19 protein-coding genes and 1 pseudogene are annotated in these 15,490 nt (G+C 56.4%); 13 read left to right on the forward strand and 7 right to left on the reverse strand.

The features are described from left to right. Nucleotides 1–149: 149 nt before the first annotated feature. Nucleotides 150–335: pseudogene (locus AC1DJO_RS26070) on the reverse strand (hypothetical protein); the annotation flags it as partial. A 151-nt stretch (nucleotides 336–486) separates the two neighbouring features. Here AC1DJO_RS26070 and queC point away from each other — a divergent pair. The 8 genes from queC to AC1DJO_RS26110 all read left to right on the forward strand — a co-directional run bounded on the left by queC (nucleotide 487) and on the right by AC1DJO_RS26110 (nucleotide 6,527). After that, on the forward strand, nucleotides 487–1,197 hold the full coding sequence (gene queC, locus AC1DJO_RS26075; protein WP_112444295.1) for a 7-cyano-7-deazaguanine synthase QueC: 711 nt from the start codon (nucleotides 487–489) through the stop codon (nucleotides 1,195–1,197). Further along, on the forward strand, nucleotides 1,197–1,553 hold the full coding sequence (gene queD / locus AC1DJO_RS26080) for a 6-carboxytetrahydropterin synthase QueD (RefSeq protein WP_112444297.1): 357 nt from the start codon (nucleotides 1,197–1,199) through the stop codon (nucleotides 1,551–1,553). The genes queC and queD overlap by 1 nt, the downstream gene beginning before the upstream one ends. Beyond that, nucleotides 1,550–2,275 (forward strand): 7-carboxy-7-deazaguanine synthase QueE, encoded by a 726-nt coding sequence (gene queE, locus AC1DJO_RS26085; RefSeq protein WP_112444298.1) that lies wholly within the window; start codon nucleotides 1,550–1,552, stop codon nucleotides 2,273–2,275. The genes queD and queE overlap by 4 nt, the downstream gene beginning before the upstream one ends. A gap of 343 nt (nucleotides 2,276–2,618) precedes the next feature. After that, nucleotides 2,619–3,344: an SOS response-associated peptidase gene (locus AC1DJO_RS26090; protein WP_112444300.1), complete on the forward strand. Its 726-nt coding sequence runs from the start codon at nucleotides 2,619–2,621 to the stop codon at nucleotides 3,342–3,344. A gap of 104 nt (nucleotides 3,345–3,448) precedes the next feature. Further along, the gene (locus AC1DJO_RS26095) at nucleotides 3,449–3,640 is read left to right on the forward strand and encodes a CsbD family protein (protein WP_112444301.1); all 192 of its coding nucleotides are present in this window, start codon (nucleotides 3,449–3,451) and stop codon (nucleotides 3,638–3,640) included. 127 nt (nucleotides 3,641–3,767) lie between these two features. After that, nucleotides 3,768–3,950 (forward strand): hypothetical protein, encoded by a 183-nt coding sequence (locus AC1DJO_RS26100; RefSeq protein ID WP_112444303.1) that lies wholly within the window; start codon nucleotides 3,768–3,770, stop codon nucleotides 3,948–3,950. A 1,203-nt stretch (nucleotides 3,951–5,153) separates the two neighbouring features. Next, a complete protein-coding gene (gene ligD, locus AC1DJO_RS26105) occupies nucleotides 5,154–6,191 on the forward strand; it encodes a non-homologous end-joining DNA ligase (protein ID WP_112389191.1) in 1,038 nt (345 codons plus the stop codon). Nucleotides 6,192–6,287: 96 nt separating this feature from the next. Next, nucleotides 6,288–6,527 carry a hypothetical protein gene (locus tag AC1DJO_RS26110; protein ID WP_148194366.1) on the forward strand — a complete coding sequence of 80 codons (240 nt, stop codon included), beginning with the start codon at nucleotides 6,288–6,290 and terminating at the stop codon, nucleotides 6,525–6,527. 323 nt (nucleotides 6,528–6,850) lie between these two features. On the opposite strand, the gene AC1DJO_RS26115 is transcribed toward AC1DJO_RS26110, so the two are convergent. Continuing rightward, on the reverse strand, nucleotides 6,851–7,039 hold the full coding sequence (locus AC1DJO_RS26115) for a hypothetical protein (protein ID WP_112444311.1): 189 nt from the start codon (nucleotides 7,037–7,039) through the stop codon (nucleotides 6,851–6,853). Nucleotides 7,040–7,052: 13 nt separating this feature from the next. Here AC1DJO_RS26115 and amyA point away from each other — a divergent pair, with 13 nt between their 5' ends. After that, complete coding sequence (gene amyA, locus AC1DJO_RS26120) at nucleotides 7,053–8,540, forward strand: alpha-amylase (protein WP_477973696.1); 1,488 nt, start codon at nucleotides 7,053–7,055, stop codon at nucleotides 8,538–8,540. 316 nt (nucleotides 8,541–8,856) lie between these two features. Here amyA and AC1DJO_RS26125 read toward each other — a convergent pair whose 3' ends face one another. From AC1DJO_RS26125 to AC1DJO_RS26135, 3 genes are all read right to left on the reverse strand, one after another. After that, nucleotides 8,857–9,123 carry a hypothetical protein gene (locus tag AC1DJO_RS26125; RefSeq protein ID WP_112389194.1) on the reverse strand — a complete coding sequence of 89 codons (267 nt, stop codon included), beginning with the start codon at nucleotides 9,121–9,123 and terminating at the stop codon, nucleotides 8,857–8,859. Between the two features lie 79 nt (nucleotides 9,124–9,202). After that, nucleotides 9,203–9,400 (reverse strand): hypothetical protein, encoded by a 198-nt coding sequence (locus AC1DJO_RS26130; RefSeq protein ID WP_477973698.1) that lies wholly within the window; start codon nucleotides 9,398–9,400, stop codon nucleotides 9,203–9,205. Between the two features lie 277 nt (nucleotides 9,401–9,677). Further along, a complete protein-coding gene (locus tag AC1DJO_RS26135) occupies nucleotides 9,678–9,929 on the reverse strand; it encodes a hypothetical protein (protein ID WP_477973700.1) in 252 nt (83 codons plus the stop codon). 76 nt (nucleotides 9,930–10,005) lie between these two features. Between AC1DJO_RS26135 and ku (AC1DJO_RS26140) the strand changes: the two genes are divergently transcribed. Together ku (AC1DJO_RS26140) and ku (AC1DJO_RS26145) are read left to right on the forward strand one after the other, a co-directional pair. Beyond that, a complete protein-coding gene (gene ku, locus AC1DJO_RS26140; RefSeq protein WP_477973702.1) occupies nucleotides 10,006–10,884 on the forward strand; it encodes a non-homologous end joining protein Ku in 879 nt (292 codons plus the stop codon). Nucleotides 10,885–10,898: 14 nt separating this feature from the next. Continuing rightward, nucleotides 10,899–11,717 carry a non-homologous end joining protein Ku gene (ku, locus tag AC1DJO_RS26145; protein ID WP_477973704.1) on the forward strand — a complete coding sequence of 273 codons (819 nt, stop codon included), beginning with the start codon at nucleotides 10,899–10,901 and terminating at the stop codon, nucleotides 11,715–11,717. 81 nt (nucleotides 11,718–11,798) lie between these two features. Here ku (AC1DJO_RS26145) and AC1DJO_RS26150 read toward each other — a convergent pair whose 3' ends face one another. Beyond that, nucleotides 11,799–11,987, reverse strand: a complete 189-nt coding sequence (locus tag AC1DJO_RS26150) for a response regulator transcription factor (protein ID WP_310295588.1) — start codon at nucleotides 11,985–11,987, stop codon at nucleotides 11,799–11,801. A gap of 182 nt (nucleotides 11,988–12,169) precedes the next feature. On the opposite strand from AC1DJO_RS26150, the gene AC1DJO_RS26155 reads away from it, so the two are divergent. After that, entirely contained in the window at nucleotides 12,170–12,337 is a 168-nt protein-coding gene (locus AC1DJO_RS26155) for a hypothetical protein (RefSeq protein WP_477973706.1), read from the forward strand. Nucleotides 12,338–12,896: 559 nt separating this feature from the next. Here the strand turns inward: AC1DJO_RS26155 and AC1DJO_RS26160 are convergent. Continuing rightward, nucleotides 12,897–13,109 carry a hypothetical protein gene (locus tag AC1DJO_RS26160; protein ID WP_477973708.1) on the reverse strand — a complete coding sequence of 71 codons (213 nt, stop codon included), beginning with the start codon at nucleotides 13,107–13,109 and terminating at the stop codon, nucleotides 12,897–12,899. A 605-nt stretch (nucleotides 13,110–13,714) separates the two neighbouring features. On the opposite strand from AC1DJO_RS26160, the gene AC1DJO_RS26165 reads away from it, so the two are divergent. After that, nucleotides 13,715–15,397, forward strand: a complete 1,683-nt coding sequence (locus tag AC1DJO_RS26165; RefSeq protein WP_477973709.1) for an adenylate/guanylate cyclase domain-containing protein — start codon at nucleotides 13,715–13,717, stop codon at nucleotides 15,395–15,397. The last annotated feature ends 93 nt before the right edge of the window (nucleotides 15,398–15,490 follow it).

The following is a 15,490-nucleotide window of genomic DNA, read 5'->3' on the forward strand; positions in this document are numbered from 1 at the left end:
CCGAAAATGCCAGCGTCGGATTACGCTCAGTAACGCCATGTCGATCACTCCAGAGCCCCCGCTGAAACCACAGGGGATGATTGAAACATGGGTCAATTCTCAGTGATATTTACCCGAAGTCCCGGGTCAGCTCTCAGCGCAAATCAACAGACGATCATGACATCGTCAACCGCCATCGTTTCGGTCAATGTTTGGTTGGGCGCGTAGCGGCCGTATCCGACGGTGATAGGTCCGCCGTGGCGCTCATCGACGAGGTTGCCCACAAAAATATCCGCATCTTGTCCGGGTGACTTGGTAAGGTCTGCATCTGCGAGGCTGAATTTCTGGACCTTCATAATTCTCTCCATTTCTCTGCGAAGCAGGTAGAGCGGGCCAACCGATCGCCAAGACTCAACGCTCCCCCTTCCCACGATGGCTTTTTCCGAATAGAAGCGCTCCGCTAACCGGTCGCAGCCCACCCGGTTCATCAAAACAAGGGATCACAACATGAAAGTACTCGTCGTCTGCTCCGGCGGACTGGACTCCGTTTCGCTTGCACATAGGGTCGCAACGGAAAACCAACTTATCGGCCTCATCTCATTCAATTATGGCCAGCGCCACAACAAGGAGATCGGGTACGCGGCTCGCTGCGCGGAGCGGCTCGGCGTCCCACACCACGTCCTGGACATCCGTTCGATCGGCGCGCACCTGACGGGGTCGGCACTGACTGATGACGTCGAGGTGCCGGATGGCCACTACGCCGAAGAGACCATGAAGTCGACGGTCGTCCCGAACCGGAATGCCATCATGCTTTCGATCGCATTCGGTCTTGCGGCCGCGCAAAAGGCTGACGCTGTCGCAGTGGCCGTCCACGGCGGAGACCATTTCATCTACCCCGACTGCCGGCCCGGTTTCATCGACGCATTTCAAACTATGCAGGCGCGCGCGCTGGATGGATACGCAGACGTCAGTCTACTCGCCCCATACGTCAACCTCTCGAAGGCTGCTATCGTCGTTGATGGGGCAAATCACAGCACTCCCTTTGCCGAGACCTGGTCCTGCTACAAAGGGGGCGAACGCCACTGTGGCCGCTGCGGTACCTGTGTCGAGCGGCGCGAGGCATTCCACCTCGCCGGGCACACCGATCCCACGGATTACGAGGACCCGAACTTCTGGTCCGAAGCCGTGTCGCGCTATTCGGCGGAAGAGGTGCGTTGATGTACCGGATCACCAAGGAATTTCATTTCTCGGCGTCGCATCAGCTGAGCCACCTGCCCTCTGATCACCAGTGCTCCAGGCTCCATGGCCATAACTATATTGTGGTTGTCGAGCTTGCTGCTGCCGAGCTCGACGCCGACGGCTTTGTCCGGGACTACAGCGACCTCTCGGTCTTGAAGCGCCATATCGACGACACTTTAGATCACAGGCATCTCAACGATGTCTTCGGGCATGAAAAGGTGACGTCTGAATTCCTGGCCAGACACTTCTTCGAGTGGTGCAGGGAGCGCTTTCCGGAGACTTCCTCGGTCAGGGTCAGCGAGACGCCAAAGACCTGGGCGGAGTATCGCCCGTGACCGCCGATATCCGAGTAAGCGAAATCTTCGGGCCAACCATCCAGGGCGAAGGGGCTCTGATCGGACTGCCCACCGTGTTCGTTCGGACTGGCGGCTGCGACTACCGATGTAGTTGGTGCGACAGCCTTCATGCCGTGGACAGCGAGTTCCGGCACGATTGGCGTCCGATGTCCGCAGCTGACGTTCTGGCAGAGGTCGACGATCTCGCGGGCGGAATACCTCTGACGATTTCGCTCTCGGGCGGCAATCCCGCCATCCAGCCTCTTGGACCGCTCATCGACCTCGGACATGAGCGAGGCTACCGGTTCGCCTTGGAAACGCAGGGCAGTATCCCAAAAGCCTGGTTCGGACGGCTTGATGCACTCGTTCTGAGCCCCAAGCCGCCCTCCAGCGGAATGGACCCCGACTGGGAGGCTTTCTCGTCTTGCCTCAGCTTGGCGGCGGACCGTCCGCAGACCGTGATCAAGATGGTGGTGTTCGACGATGCCGACTACGCGTTTGCTCGCGGCGTCGCCAATCGGTTTCCCGCCTACCCCATCTTTCTCCAACCAGGAAACCACACCCCACCGCCCCCGACAGAAGAAGAGGCTGTCGTCGACATCGATGGCGTGATGGACCGAATGCACTGGCTGGTCGGCAAGGTCACCGAGGATCGTTGGTTCGAAGCGAGGGTACTGCCGCAGCTGCATGTCCTCCTGTGGGGGAACAAGCGCGGCGTCTGACCACCTTCCCACCGAGCCGTTGAATATGACGACTAACGTTCAGGGGCTGCCAGCCCCGGGTCATTCCTCTACTCATTCATCTCGTCGCCGTGTCCAGCTGATCGCGCAGGTGCTGACGATCCGCAATCAACGTTTCGATCATGGCGCGGAGGTGTCCTCCGTGCCACGCGATGGCTCGCCAGGTTCTGGAGGGGTTTCGGAAATCTTTTCTGCGGCTGCCATGGCTTTACCCTTAGAGGATTTACGAAGACAGGTACGACGGCATGCTGACGGCCGAGATCGACAGGCTTGAACATCGAAAGGAAGTGCTCGACCTTTCGGACGACGATGGAGGGGGTAATCCATGTGCAACGCCTACAACATCACGACCAACCAGCAAGCCATTCGATACTTTGTGGCAATAACACACGACATCATTGGCAACATGGAGCCGTCCATCGATGTGTTCCCGGACCGCTTTGCCCCAATCGTCAGGAACAACGAAGATCGGCGTGAGCTGGCGATGGTGCGCTGGGGCCTGCCTTCCTCCAGCAAGGCTCTCCTTGATGCAGCCGGCAAGCGGGCCGACAAGCTCCGGGCCAAGGGCAAGACCTTCGACTTCAACGAACTGCTCAAGATGGAGCCTGACGGCGGCACGACCAACATTCGAAATACATCCAGCCAGCACTGGAAGCGCTGGCTCGGCGTGCAGAACCATTGTGTGGTCCCATTCACCCGGTTCGCCGAGCCTGACCCGGCAAGCAAGATCGAGGGAGGCCGGACACCGAATGCGTGGTTCGCCAGTACAGGTGACGATCCACTGATGTTCTTTGCCGGTCTATGGGTCAGGGATTGGACCAGCGTTCGCAAGGTCAAGGATGGTCTGGTGACCATCGATCTATTCGCCTTCTTGACCACCGAGCCGAATGGCGTCGTCGCTCCAATCCATCAGAAGGCAATGCCGGTCATCCTGACAGCCAAGGAGGAGGTTGAAACCTGGCTGACAGCTCCCTGGGAGAAGGCAAAGGCGCTGCAACGGCCCCTGCCCGACGAGCTCCTGAAGATCGAGCCGGTTATGGATGCAGCATGATTGGACGTCGTAAGCCGGCAGCGAGTGTCCAGGCATGGAACGATCTGGTACGACCGCCGTTGATATCTCACTGAAACAATTCAGTTTCTAAAAGGAGAAATTCGATGGGCAGCACAGCTGACAAGGTTTCCGGTAAGGCAAACGAAATCGCGGGCAAAGCCCGTCAGGGCGTAGGCAAAGCCACCGACGACCGTGAGATGCAGGCCAAGGGCATTGCGCAGGAAGCCAAGGGCGACGCGCAACAGGCTAAGGGCGAAGCCAAAGAAGCAGTCAAGAAGGTTGTCGACAAAGCGTAAGCTTCTGTTGATGTCGGAGGGCCCACCGCAATGCTACCCGGTGGGCCTTTTGCGTTGCCATCGTCGCAATTCGTAGTCTCTATGTTCCGATCGTCTTCAGCTGGCCCTTTTTTCTGGCACTGACTGCATGGACATCACCCATTTCATCGCGCATCCGGTTCAGGTCGGCAATCGGCTTCGCGCCCGCGTTATCTCCGCAAGAAAACCGCCAACATTGATGACCGCAGTGAAGCTCCTCAAATATGGTCTAGGAGCCGGCGACGGTGAAGGCTTGGTCATCATGGCCTTTCACCTCGCGACCGCGAGCTAGATCCTTTCAGCCACATGTCAGCATTCACGCCCCGCCCTCGATCTCGCGGGTCAAACCATTCCCCGCCGAACTTCGAAATGAACGCTTCCGCTCCCGCTCGCGTCGCGAAGCAATTCACCTTGTAGGTTTGTCCCTCGAAGGTGATTGAGTTGATCATACTGCAACGGAGTAACCGATTGCAGTAAAGAGCCTGCTCATCCGCAAGGCTCCCTTCAGAATGGACGGCTAGGATGGCAACCTGATATGGCCATCCACGATCTATGGTCGTTTGCGTCAAGCGTTTGCCCATGAACGTTGGTCCCTGTGATCCTTATCAAAAGAGTTGACATTCTAAAGCCATCGGAACAAAAAGTGAACAAATAATCTTGCCCTCTCCTCCAGACAGAGCTTGCCAAATGAGTGACATAGACCGCCCAACGCTCGAGCGTTCACCTGTTCTCCCCGCCCCCAAGTGCGAATGCGGGGATTGGGCAGGGTTCGGTTTTGGCAAAGGTGCGCAGCAAAACTACTGGTGCTGGAAACACTACCCTTACAAGACGTCTGCCAGGTTGGAAGCTGCTGAAATTGCAGAGACGTTCGCCAGCAAGGTTGCTTGAGGGTTCCGATCGCTAGTCGGCCCTGCAATCTAGACTCGGTGGTCACGTCGGCAACTGCGGCGAGGACATAGATCGCGCCCGAGGCCTGGATCGTCCAGGTCACAGATGTCCAGACGACAATGCCGAGCGGTTCAAACCCACATCCGCCCGAAACGTGATTTAGCAGTTCGTCTCACGCTAGACAGGCTTGAGAGGCGGCCTTCCATTTCGATAAACGCAGAAAAAGCCTCACAGCCACTGTGAGGGTTTTCCTTTGCTGATCTAAGGGAGGTCAGCGGTGAACGTTGCGTGCTTGGGTTAAAGCTGGATACGTTCTTCTATGGAACTAGCGGCGCTTTGCGGCGCGTCAAGAAATCCAGGCAAAAAAATAGCGCCGTGGAGGTGGCGCTAAAGGTGATGCTCAGGAATGAGCGTAGGAGCGGACAGGATGACGAAGAGGATCAGTCATCAAGCCCATTCCCAATTTAACGCACCCGTCTCATAAGCCAATACGTCAGTCATGACTTTCCTTAGACGCCGAATTCCCGAAGAGGAACGAATCGGTTGCGAAACGATTGAGTCCAGAATTGAAGAGGCAATCCCGACCTTTCGATAAGGGCCCGATCTTATGCGTAGTCGATCCAAACCATTGTTGCGAGACGACCAAATTGCAAAGTCGGCTCCCCGGAAAACTCGAGACCCTGCTCAACCAAATTTGCCATTCGATGCGATCCCCGATCGAATCGAGCCAGCCCTCGCCTTGCTTCGGTCGAAGGCACCCAGCGGCTCTGACTGGACGTTCGAGGTCAAATTCGATGGCTACAGGGTAGCGGTCCATATCGAGCCTAACGGCATTCGCATTCTGACGCGCGGTGGCCATGACTGGACGTCTCGATTTCCCACGATCGCCGAGGCGGCAAGAGACTTGGGTGTCGGCTCGGCGATACTGGATGGCGAGGCCGTCGTGCTCGACAACCGGGGTCGCTCGGACTTCAGCGCATTGCAGCGATCCCTCGGCGGTCGGGGCGGTAAACGGGTCTCGACGGAAGCGGTCTTCTTCGCCTTCGACCTTCTATACTTTGACGGTCACCTGCTGACAAACACCGAGCTGTCGGTTCGTCGTCACTTGCTCACGGATTTCCTCGACGGCGCGACGGGTGCAATACAGCTCTCTGAAGAGGTCGATGGTGATGGCGACACGCTCCTCGAAACGGCCCGCTCACACGGCCTGGAAGGCATCATTGCCAAGAACCGGGAGAGCAAATACCGATCTGGGCGAACTGGCGATTGGCTCAAGATCAAATGTGTCCAGAGCGAAAGCTTCATCGTCGTCGGGTATGAGCAAAGCAGCGTTGCGCGCGGTGGAATTGGCAGCCTCCTCTTAGCGGCGCGCCACGGGAATGAATGGAAGTACGTTGGCTCCGTCGGGACAGGGTTCAAAGAGCGTGATGCCATCGATCTGAAGCGGATGCTCGACAAGCTGGCAACAAAGAGCCCGGCGGTCCCAATGCAAGGAAAACGACTGGTTTTCTCTCAGCCGACACTGATTGCAGAAATTGACTTCAGGGGGTGGACCACAGACGGACATCTTCGACATGCGTCGTACAAAGGCCTGCGTGAGAAACAGGACAATGCTTCGGTCTATGAATTTCTGAACGAGGAATGAGAAAGCCGGCCACTCGGTCAGTCCGCTACGCACTTGTTCTTTACTTCACGTCGTCCCCCAACTAGTCAGCTCGCTCGACTCATATGTGGACTGAACATGATGATGCAGAGATACCTCTGGAGGTTGGACCGAAACGACCGGCGAACCCGTGGCGGTCTTTCCACGGAGGCCGAACTTATAGATGTCTTGGTCGCCGAAGACCTGCCATGCATCATGCCCCCCGACTGGCTCGTTGCGACGATGCAGATGGATATTGATGGAAACGGTATCGCAATCCACGAGTCCACTGCGGCCGCAGGGAACATGTGGAAGCTTGAACTAAGGGTGGTCGCGTGATGGTCGGTGCGGCCCACTGAGCCGCACCCCTTTGATGACAACTCGCCGTGCATATCGGCCTTCGCCAAACTCTTAAGAATTCGCTCGTCGGACAATGGCTTCCCGATGACCTCGACTGCGCGGTCCAGCCATGACAGACCTCTCAAGATGGACGTTCACGAAGGTCACTTTATTCCATAGCGTCAATTAGCCGTCAGGCCAAGGCGGCTCCATTCGACCCATCTGCTATTTATCGCGTGGATCCTGGAACAAATGTTCACGATGGGCATTCTTCCCGCGCGATTAGCGAGGGCCTTCATGTGAGCAACCATTTTCAAACAAAATCAATGATAAAGAGCGGAGCCCGACAGGTTTTTCGAGTCGACGATTTTGTTGACCGGTACAATCTGGACGAAAAGCAAAGACGCGATCTTGTGGCCCTTTTCGGGCAATTCGCAACGCTTCACGAGCTGCTGATAAACAGCCGCCTCCCCCGAGACAGCCGATAGTCGGCCTGGTGTCGCAACATCCATTTTCAGGAACCTGATGAGCAAACGTACCCTCTTCCAATTCTTTCATTGGTACTCTCCAGGAGATGGGCACCTCTGGAATGAGGTAGCTGAAAAGGCTCCTTACCTCTCACAGATCGGAATCACCGACGTGTGGTTGCCGCCCGCCTATAAAGGCGCGTCTGGCGCTTCATCGGTCGGATATGACACCTACGATCTTTTCGACCTCGGGGAATTTGACCAGAAGGGCAGCGTGACCACCAAATACGGTGTCAAGGCAGCCTTTGAGAACGCTTGCAAGGCTCTTGTCGACCATGGTTTGCGGCCGATCCATGATGTCGTGCTGAACCACAAAATGGGGGCGGATGAAAAGGAAAGCGTGATCGTGCGGCGCGTGAACTCCGAAGATCGAACGCAGATCGAGGGCGACGACGTGAAGGCCCTCGCCTACACCCGGTTCACTTTCCCCGGCAGAGCTGGCAAGCACTCCGAATTCGTTTGGGACAAGCAGTGCTTCAGCGGCGTCGACGTGATTGAGCAGCCGGATGAGGCCGGGGTGTTCCGGCTGATGAACGAATATGGCGAAGGCCAATGGAACGACGAGGTCGATGACGAGCTTGGCAACTTCGACTACCTGATGGGAGCCGATGTCGAGTTCCGTAATAACGCGGTCTACGAAGAACTGAAGTATTGGGGGCGCTGGTATTCCGAGCAGGTGCCAGTTGCCGGATTTCGGCTGGACGCTGCGAAACACATCCCTGCATGGTTCTTCAAGGATTGGGTCGGCCATATGCGCGACACGGTCGGGACGGACCTATTCGTCGTTGCCGAATACTGGCACCCCGAAATGACGACGCTTACAAACTATCTGGAACTCGTCGACAAGCAACTGATGCTTTTCGACGTTGCGCTCCACCACCGATTCCATGATGCCTCAAAGGCCGGTGGAGAATTCGACATGCGGACTATCTTCGATGGATCGCTCGTGTCTTCAATTCCAGACCACGCCGTCACTCTCGTCGATAATCACGACACACAGCCCCTGCAATCGCTGGAAGCGACAGTCGAGCCCTGGTTCAAGCCCCTTGCCTACGCCTTGATCCTTTTGCGCGAACACGGCACGCCCTGCGTTTTCTATCCGGATCTGTATGGCGCGGAATACAGTGACAAGGCCGTAGACGGCAGCCAGCAGACGGTGAACATGCCGGCAATCACCTGCTTGTCCAAGCTGATAGAAGCGCGCAAGCGGTTCGGCAATGGCCCGCAGAGTGAACATTTCGACGACGCGCGTGTGATCGGTTTCGTCCGTCACGGAACCGAGCGCGAGCCGGGTTGCGTGGTTGTTATGTCCAATGGCGGGGAAGGACAAATATCCGTTGATCTTGGCCTAGGCCATTCGAGCACCTCCTTTGTTGACTTTCTGGGTCATCGTGAAGGCGAGATACCAACTGATGACAGCGGTCGCGCCGATTTCCCAACCAACGGAGGAAGTGTCAGCGTTTGGGTTCGACAAGATGCTTTATAGTAAGCGTCAGGAAGACTTTACCCAGCCGATGTCGTCCGTCGCCGAATTCGAAGTACGGCTGTGATCAGATCTTTGATCAGTAAAACGCCCTCACCAATCGGATACGAAAATTCATCAAGTCCTAATCTGGCTGTAATCTTCTCGTCTCGAGCCTTGGATGTCCAGTGGGTCGCATTGCTTCGGCGAGATGGCTGCACAAAGCGTGCGGATATTCCGCGACGCTTCAAACCCGGGGTCCGGGAGACTACTGCCAATTTTCACGAGACAGGCTCACCACGCAGGCCTCAAAAGCGGATTAGGTCAAACCGAGCTGCACCTAGACCACCTCAGTCCGGTCGTCGAGCTCGCCAGCCAACGTGTCGTCGATACTCACTCCTTCGCCTGGAACACTCGGCGAAAGATCGTCCACACCGAATGAAGTGATCTGTACCATCATCTCTTTCGCGCGCAATATCGCCGCGCTCTCATCTCCAGCCGCGTCGGAAGCCATACGGACAGAGATCATCTCATTTCCCTCACCGTGAAATTCGACAGTCAGGGTTCCTTCGGTGGTTTTGGCAACATTCGTATTGAGCAACTGCATGTGAATTTCTCCTGTTATATTGCCGCATCGGTGGACCCGTGCAGCCAGCGTCTTGTGCAGGGCTGCGACAGCTGCACCTTTAATCAGACAGATCGTCGGGAGCGGTCTCGCGTTCGACCAACGCCTCCCTCGCCTGCCTCAGTCTTTTGGTGTTGACGGCGCGGAGCCGCCGCTCCTCTTCCAGCGTCTGCATTGCAATGCGATCCGTTTGTTCTCGGGCGTCGATACGCGCCTGCTGTGAACTCGCCTGTCGCCGTTTCGATACGTGTTCGTCCATGGAAATCACACTTTCATATGCGCCAGAGGCGCATGTCCAAGTTCTGTTCGGACGCGCTTGGTTGGGATGAAATCGCGCCGGACGGGTGGGGCGCTCGACTGCCGTTTCGTTGGCCATAGGAAGAAATCGGAAAAATTCCCATGTTCACCATCCCCGTCACGTCCGATTGACACGGTCGCGATCTCGGAAGGGTAATGCCGGTCAAACGACGATGTTCCGACGATTGTTGCTACGTCCGTTGCCGTACAGTGCACTTGCGACCACGACGCTCTTTCGTTCAGTGGTATGCCGACGATGACGGGGCGGTTGCCTTCGTCGCCATCGGTCCATTGTAGTTCTGGATCAAATGATCGGTGATCTGCCGTTCGTCAAAACCAAGGGTGTACAGCGCGATAGCGGCTGTACAGAGAACGTCGGCCACCTTCTGGTCGAACGCAACTTGGTGGACGCGAAACCAGGTCACGACCGCGTTCAACAGGATCGGACCGCTTCTGCCAGCTTCGCCATTGTCTTCTTGATGCCGCGACATTTCTTCCCCTCGATCATGGCTAGGAACGAAAGCATGAACAGGGAGTTGAGCAAAAGGTTCCAGAGGGAGTTACGACATGGCCGCTCATCGCGCTCAGTGGAAGGGTCACATCAAGATCGGCGAGCTCAGCTGTGGTGTTGGTCTCTATACGGCGGCTTCCACGTCGGATCGCATCACCTTCCATACCGTGAACGCGGCCACGGGTAACCGGGTCCGCCGGGAGTTCATTGACAGCGAAACCGAAGAAACTGTCGAGCGTGACGAACAGGTCAAGGGTTTCGACGTCGGAGACAACCAGTACATCATGATCGACCCGGAAGAACTGACGGCTGTCATTCCGGATTCTGACAAGATGCTGGAAATCGAAGCCTTCCTGCCCTGCTCCGACATTGACGATGTCTATTTTGACAAGCCCTATTATCTCGTGCCCACGGATGATGTCTCTGAGGATATGTTCGCCGGACTTCGTGAAGCGCTCAAGGAAGCGAGCGTCACGGCAATCGCGAGGACTGTTCTGTTCCGTCGGATGCGGACTGTTTTGATCCGAGCCCACGGACGGGGCCTCATCGCCACCACCCTCAATTTCGATTACGAGGTCCGTTCCTCTGAAGAGGCATTCAAAGAGATGCCGTCGATCAAGGTCGACGGTGAAATGCTTGATCTCGCCAAACACATCATCAGCACCAAGAAGGGCGATTTCGACCCTGCCCAGTTCGAGGACCGATATGAGAAAGCGCTCGCAGACCTGGTGAAGGCAAAGGCCGAGGGCAAGACGCTTCCCAAGCCGAAGCCCGTCAAGGTTTCCAAGCCAAACGATCTTCTCAAGGCATTGCGCGAAAGCGCCGGCATGGGAAAAGCCAAGCCTAAGAAGGCTGCCAACGCCAACGCCCGGAGGTCCAAAAAGGCGGTCGCGGACAAATCGAACGGCAAAACCCCACAGAAGAAAGCCAGCTAGGAGGAAGATCACCCATGGCCCCGCGTCGCCCATACTGGAGAGGATATCTCAAACTTTCGCTGGTCACCTGCCCTGTCGCCATGAGCCCCGCGACTTCCGATAGCGAGAAGGTCCGTTTCCATACGCTCAACAAACAGACCGGAAACCGTGTCGTGTCACAATTCGTGGATTCGGTGACCGGAAAGTCCGTCAAGGAGGAGAACGAGGCGAAGGGGTACGAACGCGGCGAGAACGATTATGTTTTGCTCACCGATGACGAGTTGGAATCAGTCGAGCTGGAGACGGTTCGCACAATCGATATCGAGAAGTTCGTTCCCCGTGAAAGCATCGAGTGGGTGTATCTGGAGACGCCGCACTATCTCATGCCGAACGACAAGATTGGGAATGAGGCGTTTGCGGTGATCCGGGATGCCATGGAAGCCGACGACGTCCTCGGTATCTCCAGGGTTGTCATCGGCAGGCGAGAACGCGCCGTCGTTCTGGAGCCTCGCGGCAAGGGCATTGTCGTCTGGACCCTCCGTTTTGGCGACGAGGTCCGTCCTGAGGGAGAGTACTTCCAGGAAATTGAGAAGAAAGCCGATCCTAAGACCGTCGAGGTCATCAAGACGATGATCAAGCCGCGGATGGAGAAATGGTCGCCCTCGATGGTGACTGATCCAATACAGGAAAGTCTGCTGAAGCTTATCGCCTCGAAGAAGAAAGGGTTGAAACCCACTCGGAAGACCGACAGCAAAAAGGACAAGTCGGAGAAGCCGTCGAATGTCATCAACATCATGGATGCGTTGAAGAAAAGTGTTGAAGCCGACCTGAAAGGTCGCAGGAAAAGTGGATGACGGTCCCGCTGCAGGAAGTGCGCGATAGCCGCTTGAGTGTCGGCATGTGAATGCGACGTCACGCACCCCCACACCCGCTTCTTAGTAGACGATCCCTGCTCGAAGTGCCGCAGCTACGAGCGCCGTATCCTTGTAGACGGAAAAGGTCTCCTTCAACCTGTCGATATGCGTTCGCACGGTGTGGACCGAAATCCCAAGAATGTCGGCGATTTCTTGCGCGCTCTTCCCGTCACACATCAAGACGAGGACTTCACGTTCACGCGCGGACACAAGGTACTCCATCCAACTGATATGGGATTAGATCCCCGGATTTCATGGTCGTGCCACTAAAAACGACAGCTTGGATTGCCTTAGCGCTATATTTGAAACGTCTAATTAAGTAAATTCGCGCATTCTCGTGACACTCGCAACGCACGGCCCTGGTCATGGATGGACAGCCCGAGATACCTAGCGTGGCCAGCCTCGTGATTGGCGCGGTCGCCGGCACGATCGCAGTGAAAACCGCCATCCTCTACAGCCTGACGGGAATTCCGTATGTTTTGGGCGTCCTCGTTCTTATCATCGCCCTGACGCAGTTTGGATTGCGGTTCGTTAGCCAATTCTGGCGCGATTCGATCTAGAAACTTTTGGGGAACCAACACAGGCGCAGCCGCGTTCACGGTGCGCTGGCATGTTCCTATCCCAGCTATGTCACTCTCGCGACTCGCCCCGCCCTCAAGCGGGGCTTTCTTTTGCTTGGTCATACAGGCAAATCATTGGAGGATGACCTTAGGAGGACGAACGTTAAAGGCTCGTCCCGGCTTGAGAAACGAGCCTTCCACCTTTCGGCGGCTGCGCTACTGGCTGAGCATTGCAGCGGACCCTAACTTCTATGATCATCGATGGTTCCCCCTCGACAGAACGCCACAGCTTCGTCGACGGGGATCAACGTGCCCACAAGCGCACCGGAATTGAACCATTCACTGCCCCTGTCGTCACGATCAACTCCTTCAACGCATTGAAGATGGAGTTGCTAAACGAAGTTCCGACATAAGCATGGTTTAACGTGAACTTTAGTTTCGGAGGCACTGGAACGAGTTGCGGGTCGCACCGTTGTCTTCGGGACCTACGGGTTCCACGCGCCTCGCATGGACTTCCCCGGCGTCTGACCGGATAGCAACTGTGAGGCGCGGCCAGAATTCACGAAAGCTCCGGCAAGTCTGCCGTATCGATTTCTAAATCAGTTTTTCTGCCCCGATCCTCGACGCGATCGATTCGTGAGAGAAGATCGGCGAAGGGATCGTGACCGGAATTTTCAGGTCCATACACCGATTGAAGCCGTCGGCGGAGATTTGCATCGCCGGCATGGAGGTCGAAACTCGGGCGTGCGCTGATATAATTGCGCTGAATCATGTGTCTCGCTTCAGTTGATGAGAATTTGAAACGCGTCAACCAGAGATCGGTTCCAGTCGCCGCTCATTTTCCCTCAGCGCCGTCAATCTCCGCAAAAATTACCGAGCCTTGCCAATAGAGTTGCTGCCAATTGAGTCTGATCTCCACGTTAGCCCGGAGTCCGCCGGTCCGCTGGACTGTCCTGATCCGATTCGACGCTTGGTAGCGAGCTATCGACGGCCGAGCCATCATCGGTCACGCTTTCGTTCAAGCTGTCGAGCCGAACCGTGACGAGCAAGGCCGTACAACCTATCCAGTCCGCCGAGAAGCAAATGGGCGGCCGGAAAGGATGGGTCGGAGGTATCGACCGCGTCAGGATGGATGCCGATCAAAGGATCTAGCTCCATTGCCGAGCCCTCATGTGGGTCCGCTCTAGCCTCTGGAGCTCTCAGTCAATCTCCCCTAAAATCGCAGTTTCTTGTAATGTCTGATAGTCCGGTAGCTTGTACCTAGACAGCGAGCTACCAATCGGACTTAATTGTGCTGAAGGAAGAGCCCGACGCAATGAAAACCGTGCCCATCCTGGAAGGTCGCTCATGACCCCTGCTCCGACGTCGAGAAGATCCATGGCCATCCTCGCCGCCGACGTCGTAGGCTACTCACGCATGATGTCCGACGATGAAGACGGCGCGCTTGCGAGCGTCAGGCTACTGCATACCGAAGTCCTTAGCCCGCGCATCGCATCAGGCGGCGGACGTACGATCAAGCTCATGGGTGACGGACTGCTCGCAACATTTGATGATGCAGGTTCCGCAGTCTCGATCGCTTTGCAGATCCAGCATCTGATCGCGAGTGGGGCAACGCCTCCCGGGATGAAGCCGTTGAAAGTCCGCATAGGCGTCAACTTTGCAGACGTGATGACAGTTGACGACGACGTCTTCGGAGATGGTGTTAACATCGCTGCTCGTCTGGAAGCCGGGGCCATATCTGGGGGAATCTGCATTTCGCATTCGGCCTATTTGGAATCTCCGGCAGACCTGCGCGAGCAGTTCGTCGACGGTGGAGCAATCCAGCTCAAGAACATCCCTAATCCTGTTCGGGTCTGGCACTGGCCAAAAGCGCCGGACCGAGAGCGCTCACTTCGCAGCGTCGTGGCGATCCTGCCCTTCCGGCGCGCGAGCGCCGACACTGAAGAACTCCTAGTCGATGGTTTCACCGAAGATGTCATATCCGGGCTTGCAAGATTCAGAAGTCTTTCTGTGATTGCCGCATCGTCCGCATTTGCCGTTCGCGACGAGCCTCAGGATCTGAAGAATCTTGGGCGCAAACTCGGTGCCAACTATCTTGTTTCCGGAGACATCCGTCGGATCGGCACCGAGCTAGCCGTATCCGTGCGCATCGTCCAATCCGATACCGAACGGCTGGTTTGGTCGGAAAAGTACCGCCAAACGGCTGACGACGTATTCGCCATCCAGGACGACATCGTGAGGATGATCATCGCCAGCCTCGTCGGCCAAATCGAAAGTGCCGACTATCGGGAATCCGCCCGGCGGCCTCCCGATAATCTCGCGGCCTATGAGTTCTACCTGCGTGGCCTTGTGCACCTGAGAGGGTATGAGCCCGACGACAATGAAAAGGCAGTGGAGATGTTCGAAGCGGCGGTTATTGGTGACAGTGGTTTTGCGCTGGCGCATGCTTATCTTGCGCTTGCTCGTATTGCCGTTGGCGGGTACGCGAATGCTCCGGCCGACGTACTTCACGACAGCGTCGCCCTGGCGAGACACGCTATAAAACTGGATGAGGGAGAGTCCGGCGCCCACCGAGTCCTGGGGCTTGCCCATCTGTACCTGAAGGACTTCGAGAACTCAGAACGTGAATTCCGTCTGGCCTGCAAACTCAATCCTAGTGATGCAAGCGCGCTGGTGCAGCTCGGTGGATTGCTCGCGCGCCGCAATCGCATCGAGGAGGCCTTGCCTTGGGTCCAGGAAGGTATGCGTCTCAACCCTTACCCTCCGCATTGGTATCATGCGGTACTCGGCAATCTTTTATATTTCAAAAATGATTATCTCGGCGCGATGTCCGCGTTACACCAACTGCCCAATCCTGGAAAGTATACGAAAGCCAGGATCTTGGCCTGCCTCTCAATGGCGGGTCGGGTAGACGAAGCGTCTTCGTATGCGGCAGGCTTGATCGAAGAGTATCCGGACCTGACAGTAAGCGAGTTTCTGAGCCGAGGCCTGGTCGTGGAGACGCCAGAGCAAATTCAGCATTTTCGGCGCGGCTTGGAGGGGACAGGGTTGCCGGGCTGATTTTCGCAATCAGTAGCGAGGCAGTTTCTTTCCGGGAAACTCTGGCAGATTGATTAAACGCTGGATCATAAAATCTCGGGATATCAACCCCTT

It is taken from the genome of Rhizobium sp. 05N430 (assembly GCF_056396985.1).

What these genes read in the sequence shown, in the direction of transcription:
- AC1DJO_RS26090 (WP_112444300.1), top strand. Translation starts at nt 2,619, where the DNA reads ATGTGCAACGCCTACAACATCACGACCAACCAGCAAGCCATTCGATAC.
- amyA (WP_477973696.1), top strand. Translation starts at nt 7,053, where the DNA reads ATGAGCAAACGTACCCTCTTCCAATTCTTTCATTGGTACTCTCCAGGA.
- AC1DJO_RS26095 (WP_112444301.1), top strand. Translation starts at nt 3,449, where the DNA reads ATGGGCAGCACAGCTGACAAGGTTTCCGGTAAGGCAAACGAAATCGCG.
- AC1DJO_RS26100 (WP_112444303.1), top strand. Translation starts at nt 3,768, where the DNA reads ATGGACATCACCCATTTCATCGCGCATCCGGTTCAGGTCGGCAATCGG.
- ligD (WP_112389191.1), top strand. Translation starts at nt 5,154, where the DNA reads ATGCGTAGTCGATCCAAACCATTGTTGCGAGACGACCAAATTGCAAAG.
- ku (WP_477973702.1), top strand. Translation starts at nt 10,006, where the DNA reads ATGGCCGCTCATCGCGCTCAGTGGAAGGGTCACATCAAGATCGGCGAG.
- AC1DJO_RS26125 (WP_112389194.1), bottom strand. Translation starts at nt 9,123, where the DNA reads ATGCAGTTGCTCAATACGAATGTTGCCAAAACCACCGAAGGAACCCTG.
- AC1DJO_RS26115 (WP_112444311.1), bottom strand. Translation starts at nt 7,039, where the DNA reads ATGGATGTTGCGACACCAGGCCGACTATCGGCTGTCTCGGGGGAGGCG.
- queC (WP_112444295.1), top strand. Translation starts at nt 487, where the DNA reads ATGAAAGTACTCGTCGTCTGCTCCGGCGGACTGGACTCCGTTTCGCTT.
- AC1DJO_RS26135 (WP_477973700.1), bottom strand. Translation starts at nt 9,929, where the DNA reads ATGTCGCGGCATCAAGAAGACAATGGCGAAGCTGGCAGAAGCGGTCCG.
- queD (WP_112444297.1), top strand. Translation starts at nt 1,197, where the DNA reads ATGTACCGGATCACCAAGGAATTTCATTTCTCGGCGTCGCATCAGCTG.
- AC1DJO_RS26110 (WP_148194366.1), top strand. Translation starts at nt 6,288, where the DNA reads ATGATGATGCAGAGATACCTCTGGAGGTTGGACCGAAACGACCGGCGA.
- ku (WP_477973704.1), top strand. Translation starts at nt 10,899, where the DNA reads ATGGCCCCGCGTCGCCCATACTGGAGAGGATATCTCAAACTTTCGCTG.
- AC1DJO_RS26165 (WP_477973709.1), top strand. Translation starts at nt 13,715, where the DNA reads ATGGCCATCCTCGCCGCCGACGTCGTAGGCTACTCACGCATGATGTCC.
- AC1DJO_RS26160 (WP_477973708.1), bottom strand. Translation starts at nt 13,109, where the DNA reads ATGATTCAGCGCAATTATATCAGCGCACGCCCGAGTTTCGACCTCCAT.
- AC1DJO_RS26130 (WP_477973698.1), bottom strand. Translation starts at nt 9,400, where the DNA reads ATGGACGAACACGTATCGAAACGGCGACAGGCGAGTTCACAGCAGGCG.